Origin of the sequence: Sphingomonas echinoides (assembly GCF_029623395.1) — a bacterium.
In the GTDB taxonomy this organism is placed as follows: domain Bacteria; phylum Pseudomonadota; class Alphaproteobacteria; order Sphingomonadales; family Sphingomonadaceae; genus Sphingomonas; species Sphingomonas echinoides_A.
On the sequence record NZ_JAPYKK010000058.1, the window covers coordinates 1 to 14,291 of the forward strand.

The following is a 14,291-nucleotide window of genomic DNA, read 5'->3' on the forward strand; positions in this document are numbered from 1 at the left end:
ACGTCAGCAGATCGTTCGTAAACCGGGCGCTCTCGGTAATCGTCAAACCATGCGGCGCACCCTCATATTCGACCAGTTGCGCGCTCGTGATCCCCTCGGCCGCACGGCGCCCGGTCGCATCGATCGGCACGGTCTGGTCGCTCGTGCCATGAACAACCAGCGTCGGCACGCGAAACGCGGCCAAATCCGGCCGGAAGTCGGTGTGCCCGAACGACTGGGCGCATGCGAGGATCGGCTTGAGGCCGCCAAGGTTGGTCTGCGACCACGCCCACTCCACCGTCTCGCTGCTGACCGGCGACGAAATGAACCCCACCCCCAGGAACTGCTTCATGAACGTCTGGAAGAAACCGTAGCGATCCTTCTGAATTCCCTCGCCAATCTCGGAAAGCTTTTGCTCGGGAACACCGTGCGGGTTGTCCTCCGTCTGGAGCATGTACGGCACCACCGACGAGATCAGACCCGCCGCCACCACGCCCTTGCCGTCATGCCGGCTCATGTAGCGCGCCACTTCGCCGCCGCCCATCGAGAAGCCGACGATCGTCGCATCGTTCGCGCCGGTCTGCTCGAGCACGTCCGCCAGATCGTCGGTCAGCGTGTCATAGTCATAGCCGCTCCACGGCTGGCTCGACCGCCCGAACCCGCGGCGGTCGTAGGCGATCGCCCGGAACCCGGCGTCGGCGAGCGCCATTGCCTGGGCATCCCAGCTGTCGGCATTGAGCGGCCAGCCGTGGATCAGGACGACGGGGCGACCGCTTCCCCAATCCTTGACGTAAAGGTCTGTGCCGTCGCGGGTTTTGATATAGGGCAAGGGTAAGCTCCTCGGCGTTGAATTGCCTGGGAAGAACGATGCGCACGACCGGGCGTTCCGTCCGGGGTGGCGCTCGCGGTCGCAAGCTGCCAGCTTCCTGTCGCAAACGAATCCCCTAGGGGTTCCGATCGATAGGAGCGCGAATGCGGAAAATCTGGCTTACGGGAATAGCAGCGGTAGCAATGGCGTCCTGCACGTCCGAGGCGCCCGCGCCCAAGGCAACCGCCGCGACGCTGGCGGTCTTGCCGACCACCGACTGGAAGAGCTTCCGCGACACGTTCATCGAGGATTGGTTCAAGGTTTCGCCCGCCGACGCGGTGTATCAGGGGCGGCACGATTTCGACGGCGGCCTCGGCGACTGGTCGCCCGCCGGCCTGAAGCGGCAGGGGGATTTCCTGCGCGAGGCAATCACCAAGGCCAAGGCGTTCGATGCCGCCAAGCTGGGCAAGCAGGATGCGTTCGAGCGCGACTATCTCGTCACGGTCGCGTCGGGCAAACTGTTCTGGCTGGAAGACGCCGATTTCCCGCACCGCAACCCGACCTGGTACGTCAACGCCGGGCTCGACCCGAACGTCTACATCGCGCGCAAATATGCCGATGCGCCGACGCGGATGCGCGCAATGGTGTCGTTCCTGCGCAAGATCCCGACCGCGGCGGCGCAGATCCGCGCCAACCTCAAGACGCCGATGCCGCTCAGCTACATCAACTTCGGCGTCGCGGCGTTCAACGGCTTCGGCGATTACTACACCGGGGACGCCAAGAAGGCGTTCGCCGAGGTGAAGAGCCCCGCGTTGCAGGAGGAGTTCGACAAGGCAGCGGTCGCGGCCTCGAAGGCGATGCATGATCTCGGCGGCTGGCTGGAAAGCCAGCGCGGGTCGGCGACGCAGGACTTCGCACTGGGCGCGGACAAGTTCTCGCGCATGATCAAGCAGACCGAAGGGGTCGACGTGCCGCTCGCCACGCTCGAGGCGGCAGGGCGCGCGGATCTGGCGCGCAATCAGCAGGCGCTTACCGCTGCCTGCGCCAAGTTCGCACCGGGCGCGACCGTGCCGGCGTGCATGGCAAAGATGAACGCCAACAAGCCGATCAACGACGACCCCGTCGCCGAAGCGCGCAAGCAGATCCCCGAACTTCGCGCGTTCGTGCTCAAGAGCGACGTCGTCACCATCCCCGACCAAGAACAGGCGCTGGTCGAGGAAAGCCCGCCGTACAACCGGCAGAACTCCGCCTACATCGATCCGCCCGGGCCGTTCGAGAAGGGCATCCCCTCGGTCTATTACATCTCGCCGCCGGACCCGTCGTGGAGCAAGGCCGAGCAGGACGGGTTCATCCCCGGCAAGAACGACTTGCTGTTCACTTCGGTGCATGAAGTGATGCCCGGGCATTTCCTCCAGTTCCGCCACGCGAACAAGTCGCCGTCGTTGTTCGGTCGGTTGTTCGTCGGTTACGCCTTCGCCGAGGGCTGGGCGCATTATGCTGAGGAAATGATGTGGGAAGCGGGGCTCCACGATGGCGACCCCGAAACGCATGTCGGGCAATTGTCGAACGCGCTGCTGCGCGATTGCCGCTATCTCTCGGCGATCGGCCTCCACGCGCACGGCATGACGCAGGAACAGTCGCGCAAGATGTTCGTCGAGCAATGCTATCAGGACGAGGGCAACGCCAAGCAGCAGTCGGCGCGCGGCACCTATGATCCGGCCTATCTCAACTATACGATGGGCAAGCTGATGATCCGCAAGCTTCGCGCGGACTGGACCGCCACGCATGGCGGCCGCGCCGGGTGGAAGACGTTCCACGACCAGCTCCTCAGCTTCGGTGGCCCGCCGATCCCGCTCGTCCGCAAGGCGATGCTCGGCGGGGACGGCAAGGCGGTGTTCTAGCCGCCCAATCATGCCAAAGCCGCCGGCCTTTCGGTCGGCGGCTTCGGTGCTCCCGGCAGGGATCAGGCGTAGGCGACCTTCGCCTTGGCGCGGTTGCGGAGCGCGAAGCCCATCATCCCGAAGCCTGCGATCATCATCGCCCAGGTCGTCGGCTCGGGCACGGCGGACAGCGACACACTGTCGATATACCCGCCGAGCGAGTCGCTCGTGCCGATCGCCCGGAAAGTCAGTCTGGTCCGCTCGGCGACGTTGAAGGCGAACGTCTGTTGACGCCAGTCCGTCTGGCTTCCGCCGGCGCCGCCGGTCGAGGTGAAGGCCCGGTCGCCGTCCAGCAACACCGTGATGCCGTTGGACCGCGCAGCAACGCCCGGACGGTCCGAGTACCAGTAGTTCAGGACGTAGTTCCCGGCGTCGATGATGCGGCTCATCGAACTGTTGGCGTTGGTATCGAGCTCGACGAAGTTGTTGCCCGAGAATGCGCGCCCGGCGACGTTGTTATACTGGACTTCGATCCCGTTCGGACCGCCGTTCCAGCCTTCATAGCTGGTCAGCGTCGTAAAACCCGGCGCCGTGCCGAAGTCGGTGCTGTCGAAGTTGGTCGAGAAGGTGGTTGCCGCCAGAGCGGGACCAGCAAGAGCAAGCGCTGCCGAAGCAGCGGTGAGCCCGAGGACTTTCATGATACGCATTTGTTTCCTTTCCCTGTGATACTCGGAACGGAAATCATTCATTGGTAGTAGGGACTGACTCTGTACTCCGAGTGTTTATTGCCTGAGCATGACTCGTGCCAGATAGAACATTCAATATGTTACGCGGAAGTCGATCACGGTTCTGTAAGCGGCAATGACATACGCCATCAGTACTACATACTGTCGCGTATCGAATTATCCGAAGTATTAACTATAGCTGTTAAGCAAAGATCGCCTGGAGCGAAGAACATGCCTTCGTTCCGCGGACGCGTGTATTTCCTCGGAGTAAGGTGCGACTTGGGCCTAGCGCACCGGGCTCGCAGGCTGGACGTCCGCTGCTTCCTCGGTCTTGGGCATGCGGATCGAGGGGCGCAGCCGTGCGAGACTGCACAGCCCCGCCACGAACGCCAGTCCAGCCGCGACCAGCGGCGGAGTCGTCCCGCCACCAATGCCGAGCGCGAGCAGCGCCGCCACCAGCGTCGCGCCTGTGGTCTGCCCGAGCAGTCGGGTCGTCGACACCAGCCCGCCCGCCGCGGCGGCGCGGTCGCGCGGGGCGCTGCCGATGATCAGCCGCGCGTTGGGGGGCAGGAACGTCCCGAACCCCGCGCCGCACAACGCCATCCGCCACGCCACGTCGAAATGGCTCGGGTGCGGCGGCATGTAGGCGATCAGGACGAGCGCGACGATCGAGATCGCCATCCCGATCCCGCCGAGCACGCCTGCGGGGATCCGGCTCGACAGCCAGCCCGACAGCGGCGCGACGATGATGTTGGTCAGCGGCCAGGGTGCCATCAGCAGCCCCATTTCGGGCGGGGTGAAGCCGAACTCGCTTTGCAGCCGGAACGGCATCGAGATGATCAGCGTCATCGACGCGATGAACGCGGTGTACGCCCCCACCACCGAAAGCCGCAGCACCGGTCGGTTGAGCAAGTCGATCGGCAGGATCGGATCGGGTTCGCTCCGCTCGCGCCGGACGAACAGCACCCCCACCACGCCACCGACCAACACGATCGCGGCCGACACCACCGGGCTGTCGCCATGCACCGCACTTTCCAGCCCACCGATCACCAGACCGAACATCGCCGCGCACATCACCGCGCCCACCACGTCGAACGGCGTGTCGCGTGGCGGCGTGTCGGGCAGCGCGCGCCCGAGGATGAGCGATCCGATCGCGAAGGGCACCGCGCTCGCGAACACCCACGGCCACGGCGCCACGCCCAGGATAAATCCGCCGAGCGACGGCGCCAGCGCCGCACCCGCCGACACGATCGCCGAATTGATCCCGAGCCCGCTGCCCAATTGCTTGGCAGGGTAGGTCGATCGAATCAGCGCGGACGATACGCTCAGTGCCGCCGCCGCGCCGACCGCCTGCGCCGCGCGGACGATCAGCAGGAACGGCAGACTCTTGGCAAAGAAGCACAGCAACGTCGCGACCGCGAAGACGAGCTGGCCGATCTGGTACATCCGCTTGAGCCCGATGCGTTCGCCGAGCCCGGCGAACGGCAGCAGCAGCATCACCAGCATCAGTTGATAGATGGTGACGACCGATACGACCGACGACCGGTCGACCCCGAGATCACGTGCGATCGTTGGCAGCGCAACATTGGCCACGCCACCATCGATAATGATCAAAGCCGTGCCAAGGCACAGCGTCGCGATCGCGGCATAGCGGCGGGGCAGGGGCAGCCCGTCGATTTCCGGGGCCTGGGCCCCCGATCGCGCCGCTGCGCTATCCGTGTCGTCCGTCGACGTCGTCAACCGAGCGAGACTTCCGCAACCTTGTCCTTGTAATCTTCCTTCGGGTCGATGCCGAGCAGGAGCTTGACCCCGGCAACCATGCTCGACGCGTCGATCCAGATTTGCGCGCGTTCAGCGTCGAACCGAAGCAGTCGCAGCTTGGGATCTTCCCGACCGCCCTCGAACCATGCCGCCGCGAAGCGATTCCACAACCGGTCGATCGTCGCCGAGTCGTCGTCCACGCTCAACGTGCCATGGACCGCCGCGAAAATGTCGTTCCCCTTGGAGGCGAACGTTGCCACCGCGCGCGCGCCGGGGGTCAAATCGGTGACGAGTTCGGTTTCCTTCGACGTGAAGAAATAGATTGGCCCACGATCCGCATCGCCATCCAGTTGTGCCGTCATCGGTCGCGTATGTCCTTCGTCGACGCCGACGAGGCCCAGCATCATCGTCATGTCCGATCGCAATGCTTTCCAGAACTTGCGTTCGATTTCTACCGAGTCCGTCATGGTCGTCTCCTTCCTACGCCGAACGGGTGGCACCGATGCCAGTTCCGCGTCCGTCCGCGCTCGGGCTACAGCCGCGCCGACACCACAGGGCGTGCAATAAATTCGGCTTGGCGCGGATCCCATTTCGAGATCGCGACGTTACTTGCTGCACCGCACCAATTTCGGTACAACGCTGTCATGAAATATCCGGACCAACAAGGCGAAACTGCAATGCCGACCGGGCCTGTGCCGACGGTCTTCGAAGCGATCGTTCGCAAGAAGTGCCTTAGCGCCGTTTACAACAAATTGCCGATCGTATTGGCGCCCCACATCATCTTCACGCGGCACGGCGAACTCTACGTCGACGGCGTCGTGCTGGAGCGGGAAGGCAAGCCGCCGCGCGAGTTCAAGGTCGGTACGTTCAAGCTGATCGGTCTGGTCGACCTGGCGCTGGTCGATCGCAATTTCCAGGTCAGCGAATTGTTCTCGCCGAGCGATCCCAAATATGCCGACACGGCGCTGATGGCGGTCGAGCACGCCTGACGTCTCGTGTTGTGACGCGCCCCGTCATGGGCGGGCCGTATTGCGTAGTGTCGGGTCCTGCACGCTTTGCCGCGTCCGACGTCTCGCCCCGCAGTTGCGCTGACGAACCGGCAAAATCTGTCTGAACTCGTCCCGCTCTAGCGGCTGCCCGTCCATTCCGGAACCGTGCCGGGGAGCCGACGGCGGATCGCCGCGACGATCAGCAGGGCGATGATCGCGACCGATGCGCCTGCGAGCATGTCGGCCAGATAATGCGTTCCCTCCACCGGGGTCGCCAGCAACATCGCGATGTTGACGATCAGGATCGGCGTCCGGATCCGCGCAAACGGCCATGCCGCCACGATGTACAATACGGCGCTGGCGGTATGGAAACTCGGCGCCTCGACCAGACCCCGCAACGACGACAGGTCGACTTCGTGCACCAGCCGCGCGCGGAGCAGCGGCAGGAGCTGCGATTCATACAGGCCGCTTTCGGTCATGTACGGCGCGGGGCCGTGCCACAGTGTCGCGAACGGTCCGTAGGCGGGCCAGCAGCGGAACAGCGCCAGCGCGATGACCGCGGCGACCCAGAAGCTGGCAATCAGTCCGCGCGCGGCGGCGCGTTTGTCTGCCCAGGCGCAATAGCCGAGGATGACCGCAGGGCTGATGTAGATGCTCTGGTACGCCGCGATTCCGAGGATCTGGAGCGACCGGTGTTCGGCGACGAGATTATACCAGGCGAGCCAATCGAAATGCAGCGTCGCGTCGATCTGTTGCAGAACGGCATCGATCGTCCCGTTCGTCTCTGCGCCGATCGGATAGGTCGAGACCGCCCCCATCAGCGAGACCGCGGTGAACAGGCCGAAGGTCTCGGCGATGTCGCGCGTCACGCGTTGCGCCGGATTGTTGGGCGTGCGGAACGCACAGCGCAGACCGAGCGCGACCGTGAAGACGGTGAGATAAACCAGGGTGCGCGGCGCGGTCGGATCGATCGTCAGGCCCGCGTCGTACATCAACGCAGCCAGGCAGACTGCGCTCACCGCCAGCGCGATGACCAGCCACTTGCCCGGGATCAGGCCGACATACGACCTCCCAACGGGATAGACTGGCGCCGGCGGCGCGAAAGGGAAGACCGTGGAATTGAACAAACGGCAGCGCCTGAAATGGACGATCGACGCGATCGTCGCAGGATTGGATCCGGTACCCAGCTGTCCCTATCCATGCCGTGAAGACATTATGACGTAAAGGTTACAAATCATCAGTCGCGCCGAGCGGAGCGGAAGGGACGCCCGGGCGCCCCTTCCTGGTCGGTTCAGCGGCAGATCTGGACGCGGCGGTGGTTGCGCCAGTCGGTCCGGCAATGACGACCGCGGTTATTGTAGCCGTGGCGGCCGTGATACCGGTCGCGACCGTAATAGCGGTCACCGCCACGGCGGTCGCCGCGCCAGTCGCGACGGTCGCCCCGATGATCGCCGCGACGATCGTCATAGCGGTGATCGTATCGACCGCGGTCGCCGCGGTAATCCTGCGCGGACGCGGTGGTGGAGACGCCGATACCGGCGATCAGGCTAGCTGCGGCAAGAATATGGGCGATCTTCATGCGATGTCCTTTCGGCCCGTCGATCGGGCTTCGCTTCAGGATATGCCCGTCGCGGACGGTATCGATGCTGAACGCACCCGACAGCGCGCGTACACATTGCACTGGCGTGGCAAACGCGGTGCCAAAGCGCCGCTACAGAGAGATGCCGAAGCGCGGCGCGATCGCGACCATTCCGGCGTACAAGGCGATCGTGAAGCCGCACCCGAGCCCGAGCGAAAGCCAGAACCCGACGCCGCTTCGCAACAGCGCCGGGATCGCCAAGAACATCGGCAGGGAGGGGAGGATGTACCAGAACGTCGCGCCGACGTGGTTCGCCATGTTGGCCGGATCCGGTTTTTCGCCCCACAGCCAGATCATCCCCAACACCGATACCAGCGGCAACGACGCGACCAGCGCGCCGAACCCCGGGTAGCGTTTGGCAAGCGTCGATGCGGCCGCGATCAGGATTCCGGAAATGAGCGCTTTGAGGGCGAGGAACAGCATCGGTCGGTCATCCTGTATGCAGGTGCGGCGCGACGCGGCGCGGATCAGCCAATGGTCACGAAGCTGTCCATCACGCGCTTCCGCCCGGCACTCTCGAAGTCGATCTCGAGCTTGTTGCCTTCGATCTCCGCGATCAACCCGTAACCGAACTTCTGGTGGAACACGCGCAGCCCGACCGACACGTCGCTGCGCCCCTTGTTGCCGAGGCTGATCGCGGACGACCGCGATTCCTGCACGCGGCTCGGTTCGCGCGAGAAGGTGCGGCTGGTGTAATCGCCGCCCGGTTTGGCGGACGCGCCGCCGACACCCGCCGCGCGTTGCCAGCCGGGACCGCGCCCGGTGCCGCGCGCGACGTCGGCGAACGGGTCGGCGCGTTCGGACCAGTTGGCGCGCCACAGGCTCTCGCCGCCCGCCATGCTGGTCTCGGCCTCGACATGCTCGGGCGGCAGTTCGCCGACGAACCGGCTCGGAATGCTGCTCGTCCACTGGCCGTAGATCCGGCGGTTGGCGGCGTGCAGGATGATCGCACGGCGGCGCGCGCGCGTGATCGCGACATAGGCGAGGCGGCGTTCCTCCTCGAGGCTCGCGGTCCCGCCCTCGTCGAGCGAGCGCTGCGAGGGGAACAGCCCTTCTTCCCAGCCGACCAGGAAGACCGTGTCATATTCCAGCCCCTTGGCGGCATGGATCGTCATGATCGTGACCTTGGGGTCCTCGGCGGCGGCCTCATTGTCCATCACGAGGCTGACATGCTCGAGGAACGCGCCGAGCGTCTCATATTCCTCCATCGCGCGGACGAGTTCGGTCAAATTCTCGAGCCTGCCCGCCGCCTCGACCGATTTCTCGGCCTGGAGCATCCCCGTATAGCCACTCTCGTCGAGGATGATCCGCGCGAGATCGCCATGCGACAGCTCGGTCACCTGCGCGCGCCACCGCGCCATGTCGATCACCAGATTGCCGAGCGATTTCCGCGCCGCCCCCGTCAGTTCGTCGGTATCTAGCAGCCGCGCCGCGGCGGTGACGAGCGGGATGCCCTGCGCCCGCGCCAACTGGTGGACCTTGGACACCGCCTTGTCGCCCAGCCCGCGCTTGGGGACGTTGACGATCCGGTCGAACGCAAGATCGTCCGCCGGCTGCGCAACGACGCGCAGATACGCCAGCGCATCGCGAATCTCGGCGCGTTCGTAGAAGCGGAAACCGCCGACGATGCGGTAGTTGATGCCCGTCGCAATGAAGCGGTCCTCGAACTCGCGCGTCTGATGCTGCGCGCGGACGAGGATCGCGATTTCGTCGAGGCTCCTGCCGTCGCGCTGGACCCGCTCGATTTCCTCGCCGACGCGGCGCGCTTCCTCGGGGCCATCCCACACGCCGAGCACCTTGACCTTCTCGCCGACGTCGAGCTCGGTCCACAGCTGCTTGCCCAGCCGCCCGCTGTTGTTGGCGATCACGCCCGACGCGGCACCCAGGATGTGCGGGGTCGAGCGGTAATTCTGTTCGAGCCGGATGATCTTGGCGCCCGGAAAGTCCTTCTCGAACTTCAGGATGTTCTCGACCTGCGCGCCGCGCCACGAATAGATCGACTGGTCGTCATCGCCGACGCACGCGATGTTCTTGCGCTCCTGCGCGAGCAGCCGCAGCCAGAGATACTGGACGCTGTTGGTGTCCTGATACTCGTCGACCATGATATATTTGAACCGGCGCTGATAGTCCGCCAGAACGTCGCGATCCCGCTGCAGAATGACGAGCATGTGCAGCAAAAGGTCGCCGAAATCGCACGCATTGAGCGCGGCAAGGCGAGTCTGATACGCCGCGTAGAGTTCCTGCCCGCGCCCGTTTGCGTAAAGTTCGCTTTCGCCCGCATCGATCTGCGCCGGCGTCAGGCCCTTGTTCTTCCACCCGTCGATCAGCCCCGCCAGCTGCCGCGCAGGCCAGCGTTTCTCGTCGAGATCGGCGGCCTGGATCAATTGCTTGAGCAGCCGCAACTGGTCGTCGGTGTCGAGGATCGTGAAATTGCTTTGCAGTCCGACAAGTTCGGCATGCCGCCGCAGCATCTTCGCACCGATCGCATGGAACGTGCCGAGCCACGGCATCCCCTCGACCACGTCGCCGACCAGCCGCCCGACTCGCTCGCGCATCTCGCGCGCGGCCTTGTTGGTGAAGGTGACGCTCAGGATTTCGCTCGGCCACGCCTTCCGGGTGTTGAGCAAATGCGCGAGTCGCGCGGTCAGCGCCGCCGTCTTGCCGGTCCCGGCCCCCGCCAGAACGAGGACGGGTCCCTCGGTCGTCAGCACCGCATCGCGCTGCGGATCATTGAGGCCGCGGAGATACGGCGGTTCGGCGGGCGCTAGCGCGTCTCGGGAAACAGGAAGACTCATCGGTGAACAGGTAGGGAACGCGAGCGATCTGGGCAAGCGCGGGGTTTGCCTGACGCCGGTTCAGCCGGCTGCGACGCGGCGCGCGTCGACGAGGTCGCGCATCACCGCGATGTAGCGCGCACTCGCCCGATCGATCGTGTACGGTTCGGCGGAAGCGCGCCGTCCCGCGACGGTCGCGACGGGCTCGGACTCGACCGCCGCCGCCATCGCCTCGCCCAGCGCAGCGATATCGCCGACCGGAACGACCCGCCCGTATCGGCCATGACCGAGCAAATCGTCGATCGAAACACAGCACCGCGTCGACACGATCGGGATCCCGGCGGCCAGCGCTTCGATCAGCACGGCCGGAACGCCCTCATAATCGGAGGACAGGACCAGGGCATCGGCCTGCGCGAGCCACGCCGCCGTCGATGCGACGTGACCCGGCATCCGCACCCGGTCGGACAAGCCGAGCGCCGCGACTTTCGCCTCCAGCATCGCCCGTTCCGCGCCCTCGCCGAGGATGGTGAGCAAGTCGCCGGGCGCGGCGATCTGCCGAAACGCTGTAATCAGCAGCGCAAAGTTCTTTTGCGGGGCGAGCCGACCGACCGCCAGATAATGGCGCCCCAGCTGGTCGCGCTGCGCCGCGTCCCGTGCGTCCGCCAGATAGGCCAGGTCGTCCGTGGCCAGCGCAGGATCCTCGATCACGCTGATGCGATCGTGCGGCACGCGCATCAATCCGGCAATCTCGTCGCGCATCGCGGGTGCGAGGCCGACGAAATGATCGATCCAGCGGCCCTGAATCCGGAGCCACCGGCGATAGAACCAGCGCACTGTCACCGGCATGTCCAGCCGGACCAGACAGTTGCTGATCTTCGCAACGATCGGCGGGCACGCTGGCCCGACCAGCAACCGCAACGCCACAGCGACGACGGCGTAGGTGTTGCCCGCGCAGAAGATCACATCGGGCCGGTCTGCCCGCACGCGCCGACGCAGCGCCATAACGAGGACCAGGAACGCGAACAGTCCGCGATCATGCGACCGGGGTGCGGCGCGCGAAACGTTGCGCAAGGGGAAGGGCGGGGCAACCCGGCTATCCGACACAAGGATCTCGGCTTGCGGTCCCGCATTGGTCCACGCGGCATGGAGCCGGGCGGCGACCCGTTCGACGCCGCCGGGGTCGAAACCGTACAGCATCGTGACGATCCGCAACGGCGCGACAACGGGCGCATTCCCCGTCGTTTCGGACGGGTGAGCGATAGCCCCGCAAGCCGCAGACGCGACGGGCATTGTGGTGTGCTCCCCCGGCACCCCCCTCGGCGCCGCATATCCCCTACGCGCGTTTCCCTCGGGGCGAAAGTACGGCAACCACCGAACAACTTTTGCTGCAGTGCGGTAAAGTAACGACGGGTTCGGGCTGGCGTTTGTCTTGGGACAGGGCTATCGGCGCTCAACACCTGTACATTTGAACCACCCGTAACCAACCGAGTGAAGGCCTTCCTCAGCCATGGCTACTACATTGTCGGCGCCTCTCGAGACGGGGGCTGCACGCAGTCCGCGGTTGGATCACGACTTTCCTCCGGCCGGGCGCTGGGTGTTTCTGGCGGTCATGGTCGCGGGGCTGGCGTTCGCCGGGTTCAGCATCTTTAGTGATACACGCGAAGTCGGCGAGGGACTCGCGCTCGGGACGTTCGCGTTCCTGACGCTCGCACTGCTGATCGCGCTGGGTTTTGAATTCGTAAACGGCTTCCACGATACCGCCAACGCGGTCGCGACCGTCATTTATACCCATTCGATGCCGGCACCGCTCGCGGTGGTCTGGTCGGGCTTCTTCAACTTCCTCGGTGTGATGGCATCGAGCGGGGCGGTGGCTTATTCGATCATCACGTTGCTGCCGGTCGACCTGATCCTGCATGTCGGAAGCAGCGCCGGCTTCGCGATGATCTTCGCGTTGCTGCTGGCCGCCGTCCTGTGGAACCTCGCGACCTGGTTCGTCGGTCTCCCCAACTCGTCGAGCCATGCGCTGATCGGGTCGATCCTGGGCGTCGGCCTGGCGAATCAGTTGATGTCCTCGGGCACCGGCGGCACGTCGGGCGTCGACTGGAGCCAGGCGACCAAGGTGCTGACCGGCCTTTGGATGGCACCGCTGATCGGCTTCGGTGCGGCATTCCTGCTGCTGATCGTCATGAAGTTCGTGCTCAAGAACCCGAAGCTCTACAAGGAGCCGGAGGGCAATGCCCCGCCGCCCAAGGGCATTCGCGCGTTGCTCATCTTCACCTGCACCGCGGTCAGCTTCGCGCACGGCGGGAATGACGGGCAAAAGGGCATGGGCCTCATCATGCTCATCCTCATCGGCTGCGCGCCGACCGCGTATGCGCTCAACCGCACGATGCCCGAGAGCCAGACTCCCGCGTTCGTCGCGAGTGCCAATGCCGCGTCCAACGCTTTCCAGGTCCATGCCAAGGGCGCGACCGTGACGACGGTGGACACCGCACGCGACGTGCTCACGCAGGCGCTCAAGGAGCGCAAGGCGTCGACCCCGCAGGTCTTCGCGGCGGCATCGGCACTGTCGCGCGATCTCGGTCAGCGCATCGGCGCGTTCGGGTCGCTCAACAAGGTTTCGGCGGCGGCGACGCCCAATTTGCGCAACGACATGTATCTGGTGCTCGACACCACCCGGCTTGCCACCAAGGACAAGAAAGCGGCAGCGGCCGTGTTCAGCGAGCCCGAACTCAAGGCCATTACCGGCTATCAGACCAACCTCGAGAAGGGCACGCGCTACATCCCGACCTGGGTCAAGATCACGGTCGCACTGGCGCTTGGCCTGGGGACGATGGTCGGCTGGAAGCGGATCGTCGTCACCGTCGGTGAGAAGATCGGCAAGTCGCACCTGACCTACGGGATGGGCGCGTCGGCCGAGCTGGTCGCTGCCGGGACGATCATGGCGGCGGAAGTTTACGGTTTGCCGGTGTCCACCACGCACATCCTGTCGTCCGGTGTCGCCGGGGCATCAGTCGCCAACGGGGCCGGTCTGCAGGGGCGCACCGTGCTCAACATGGCGCTGGCGTGGGTGTTGACCCTGCCGGTCGCGATGGCGCTGTCCGGCGGCCTGTACGTGCTGTTCGTGGCGATCACGAAAATGTGATCGGCGCGCCGGACCTGCCGGCGCGCCCCCGATGTTCTGATTGCTTGAAGTCTGGCCCGCGGTTTGAGCGGGTGTTCAGCCGCGACGCAGCAAGGTCAGACGCGCCTTACCGTGGACGCGGCTGACGTCTTCGACGAACCCCGCCACCTCGATTCGGTCGGGCTTGGCGGTTTCGATGCTGATCCACGTCGCATCGCCGATCCACCCCAACCGCGCGAGTTTGTCGAGCGCGACCGCGCCCGCATTGCTGTCATAGGGCGGATCCATCAGGATCAGGTCGAGCGGCGCGACCGCATGGCCGAGCGCGAGCACCGATTGTGCACGCACATCCGCCTTGGCGGAAAGCTTGGCGATATTGGTGCGGAGCGCGTCGAGCGCAGGCTTGTCCTGCTCGACGAAGATGCACGATGCGGCCCCCCGCGACAGCGCTTCGAGCCCGAGCGCACCCGACCCCGCGAACAGATCCGCGACCGACAGATCCTCGAAACTCCCGAGGCGGCTGGCGAGCATCGAGAAGAGGGCTTCTCGCACGCGATCGGCGGTCGGACGCGTCGCATCGCCCTTGGGCGCCACGAGCGGGCGGCCGCGCCA

General features: G+C 65.3%; 13 protein-coding genes. 3 read left to right on the top strand and 10 right to left on the bottom strand.

Features of this window, described 5'->3' with window-relative positions; all coding sequences use genetic code 11:
- Window positions 1–808 (bottom strand): alpha/beta fold hydrolase (locus tag QBJ92_RS19775; RefSeq protein WP_277971400.1); only part of this gene is annotated, 808 nt, incomplete at its 3' end.
- A gap of 143 nt (window positions 809–951) precedes the next feature.
- Between QBJ92_RS19775 and QBJ92_RS19780 the strand changes: the two genes are divergently transcribed.
- The gene (locus QBJ92_RS19780) at window positions 952–2,688 is read left to right on the top strand and encodes a DUF885 domain-containing protein (RefSeq protein WP_277971401.1); all 1,737 of its coding nucleotides are present in this window, start codon (window positions 952–954) and stop codon (window positions 2,686–2,688) included.
- Window positions 2,689–2,750: 62 nt separating this feature from the next.
- Here QBJ92_RS19780 and QBJ92_RS19785 read toward each other — a convergent pair whose 3' ends face one another.
- The 3 genes from QBJ92_RS19785 to QBJ92_RS19795 all read right to left on the bottom strand — a co-directional run bounded on the left by QBJ92_RS19785 (window position 2,751) and on the right by QBJ92_RS19795 (window position 5,620).
- A complete protein-coding gene (locus tag QBJ92_RS19785) occupies window positions 2,751–3,374 on the bottom strand; it encodes a PEPxxWA-CTERM sorting domain-containing protein (protein ID WP_277971402.1) in 624 nt (207 codons plus the stop codon).
- A 303-nt stretch (window positions 3,375–3,677) separates the two neighbouring features.
- Window positions 3,678–5,069: an MFS transporter gene (locus tag QBJ92_RS19790; protein ID WP_277971412.1), complete on the bottom strand. Its 1,392-nt coding sequence runs from the start codon at window positions 5,067–5,069 to the stop codon at window positions 3,678–3,680.
- A 59-nt stretch (window positions 5,070–5,128) separates the two neighbouring features.
- Entirely contained in the window at window positions 5,129–5,620 is a 492-nt protein-coding gene (locus QBJ92_RS19795; RefSeq protein WP_277971403.1) for a pyridoxamine 5'-phosphate oxidase family protein, read from the bottom strand.
- A gap of 177 nt (window positions 5,621–5,797) precedes the next feature.
- On the opposite strand from QBJ92_RS19795, the gene QBJ92_RS19800 reads away from it, so the two are divergent.
- Window positions 5,798–6,142, top strand: a complete 345-nt coding sequence (locus QBJ92_RS19800) for a hypothetical protein (RefSeq protein WP_277971404.1) — start codon at window positions 5,798–5,800, stop codon at window positions 6,140–6,142.
- Between the two features lie 137 nt (window positions 6,143–6,279).
- Here QBJ92_RS19800 and QBJ92_RS19805 read toward each other — a convergent pair whose 3' ends face one another.
- From QBJ92_RS19805 to QBJ92_RS19825, 5 genes are all read right to left on the bottom strand, one after another.
- Complete coding sequence (locus QBJ92_RS19805; RefSeq protein WP_277971405.1) at window positions 6,280–7,269, bottom strand: phosphatase PAP2 family protein; 990 nt, start codon at window positions 7,267–7,269, stop codon at window positions 6,280–6,282.
- 164 nt (window positions 7,270–7,433) lie between these two features.
- The gene (locus tag QBJ92_RS19810) at window positions 7,434–7,721 is read right to left on the bottom strand and encodes a hypothetical protein (protein WP_277971406.1); all 288 of its coding nucleotides are present in this window, start codon (window positions 7,719–7,721) and stop codon (window positions 7,434–7,436) included.
- Window positions 7,722–7,853: 132 nt separating this feature from the next.
- Window positions 7,854–8,204, bottom strand: a complete 351-nt coding sequence (locus QBJ92_RS19815) for a DUF3147 family protein (protein WP_277971407.1) — start codon at window positions 8,202–8,204, stop codon at window positions 7,854–7,856.
- Between the two features lie 44 nt (window positions 8,205–8,248).
- Complete coding sequence (locus tag QBJ92_RS19820; protein WP_277971408.1) at window positions 8,249–10,576, bottom strand: ATP-dependent helicase; 2,328 nt, start codon at window positions 10,574–10,576, stop codon at window positions 8,249–8,251.
- 60 nt (window positions 10,577–10,636) lie between these two features.
- A complete protein-coding gene (locus tag QBJ92_RS19825) occupies window positions 10,637–11,845 on the bottom strand; it encodes a glycosyltransferase (protein WP_277971409.1) in 1,209 nt (402 codons plus the stop codon).
- 217 nt (window positions 11,846–12,062) lie between these two features.
- Here QBJ92_RS19825 and QBJ92_RS19830 point away from each other — a divergent pair, with 217 nt between their 5' ends.
- Window positions 12,063–13,700 (top strand): inorganic phosphate transporter, encoded by a 1,638-nt coding sequence (locus QBJ92_RS19830; protein ID WP_277971410.1) that lies wholly within the window; start codon window positions 12,063–12,065, stop codon window positions 13,698–13,700.
- A gap of 75 nt (window positions 13,701–13,775) precedes the next feature.
- Here the strand turns inward: QBJ92_RS19830 and rsmD are convergent.
- The coding region (gene rsmD, locus QBJ92_RS19835) for a 16S rRNA (guanine(966)-N(2))-methyltransferase RsmD (protein WP_277971411.1) at window positions 13,776–14,291 on the bottom strand (516 nt) is incomplete at its 5' end.

Bases quoted from the DNA above. Each gene is read 5' to 3' on its own strand.
- QBJ92_RS19825 (WP_277971409.1), bottom strand. From the start codon at position 11,845: ATGCCCGTCGCGTCTGCGGCTTGCGGGGCTATCGCTCACCCGTCCGAA.
- QBJ92_RS19820 (WP_277971408.1), bottom strand. From the start codon at position 10,576: ATGAGTCTTCCTGTTTCCCGAGACGCGCTAGCGCCCGCCGAACCGCCG.
- QBJ92_RS19800 (WP_277971404.1), top strand. From the start codon at position 5,798: ATGAAATATCCGGACCAACAAGGCGAAACTGCAATGCCGACCGGGCCT.
- QBJ92_RS19795 (WP_277971403.1), bottom strand. From the start codon at position 5,620: ATGACGGACTCGGTAGAAATCGAACGCAAGTTCTGGAAAGCATTGCGA.
- QBJ92_RS19815 (WP_277971407.1), bottom strand. From the start codon at position 8,204: ATGCTGTTCCTCGCCCTCAAAGCGCTCATTTCCGGAATCCTGATCGCG.
- QBJ92_RS19810 (WP_277971406.1), bottom strand. From the start codon at position 7,721: ATGAAGATCGCCCATATTCTTGCCGCAGCTAGCCTGATCGCCGGTATC.
- QBJ92_RS19830 (WP_277971410.1), top strand. From the start codon at position 12,063: ATGGCTACTACATTGTCGGCGCCTCTCGAGACGGGGGCTGCACGCAGT.
- QBJ92_RS19780 (WP_277971401.1), top strand. From the start codon at position 952: ATGCGGAAAATCTGGCTTACGGGAATAGCAGCGGTAGCAATGGCGTCC.
- QBJ92_RS19785 (WP_277971402.1), bottom strand. From the start codon at position 3,374: ATGCGTATCATGAAAGTCCTCGGGCTCACCGCTGCTTCGGCAGCGCTT.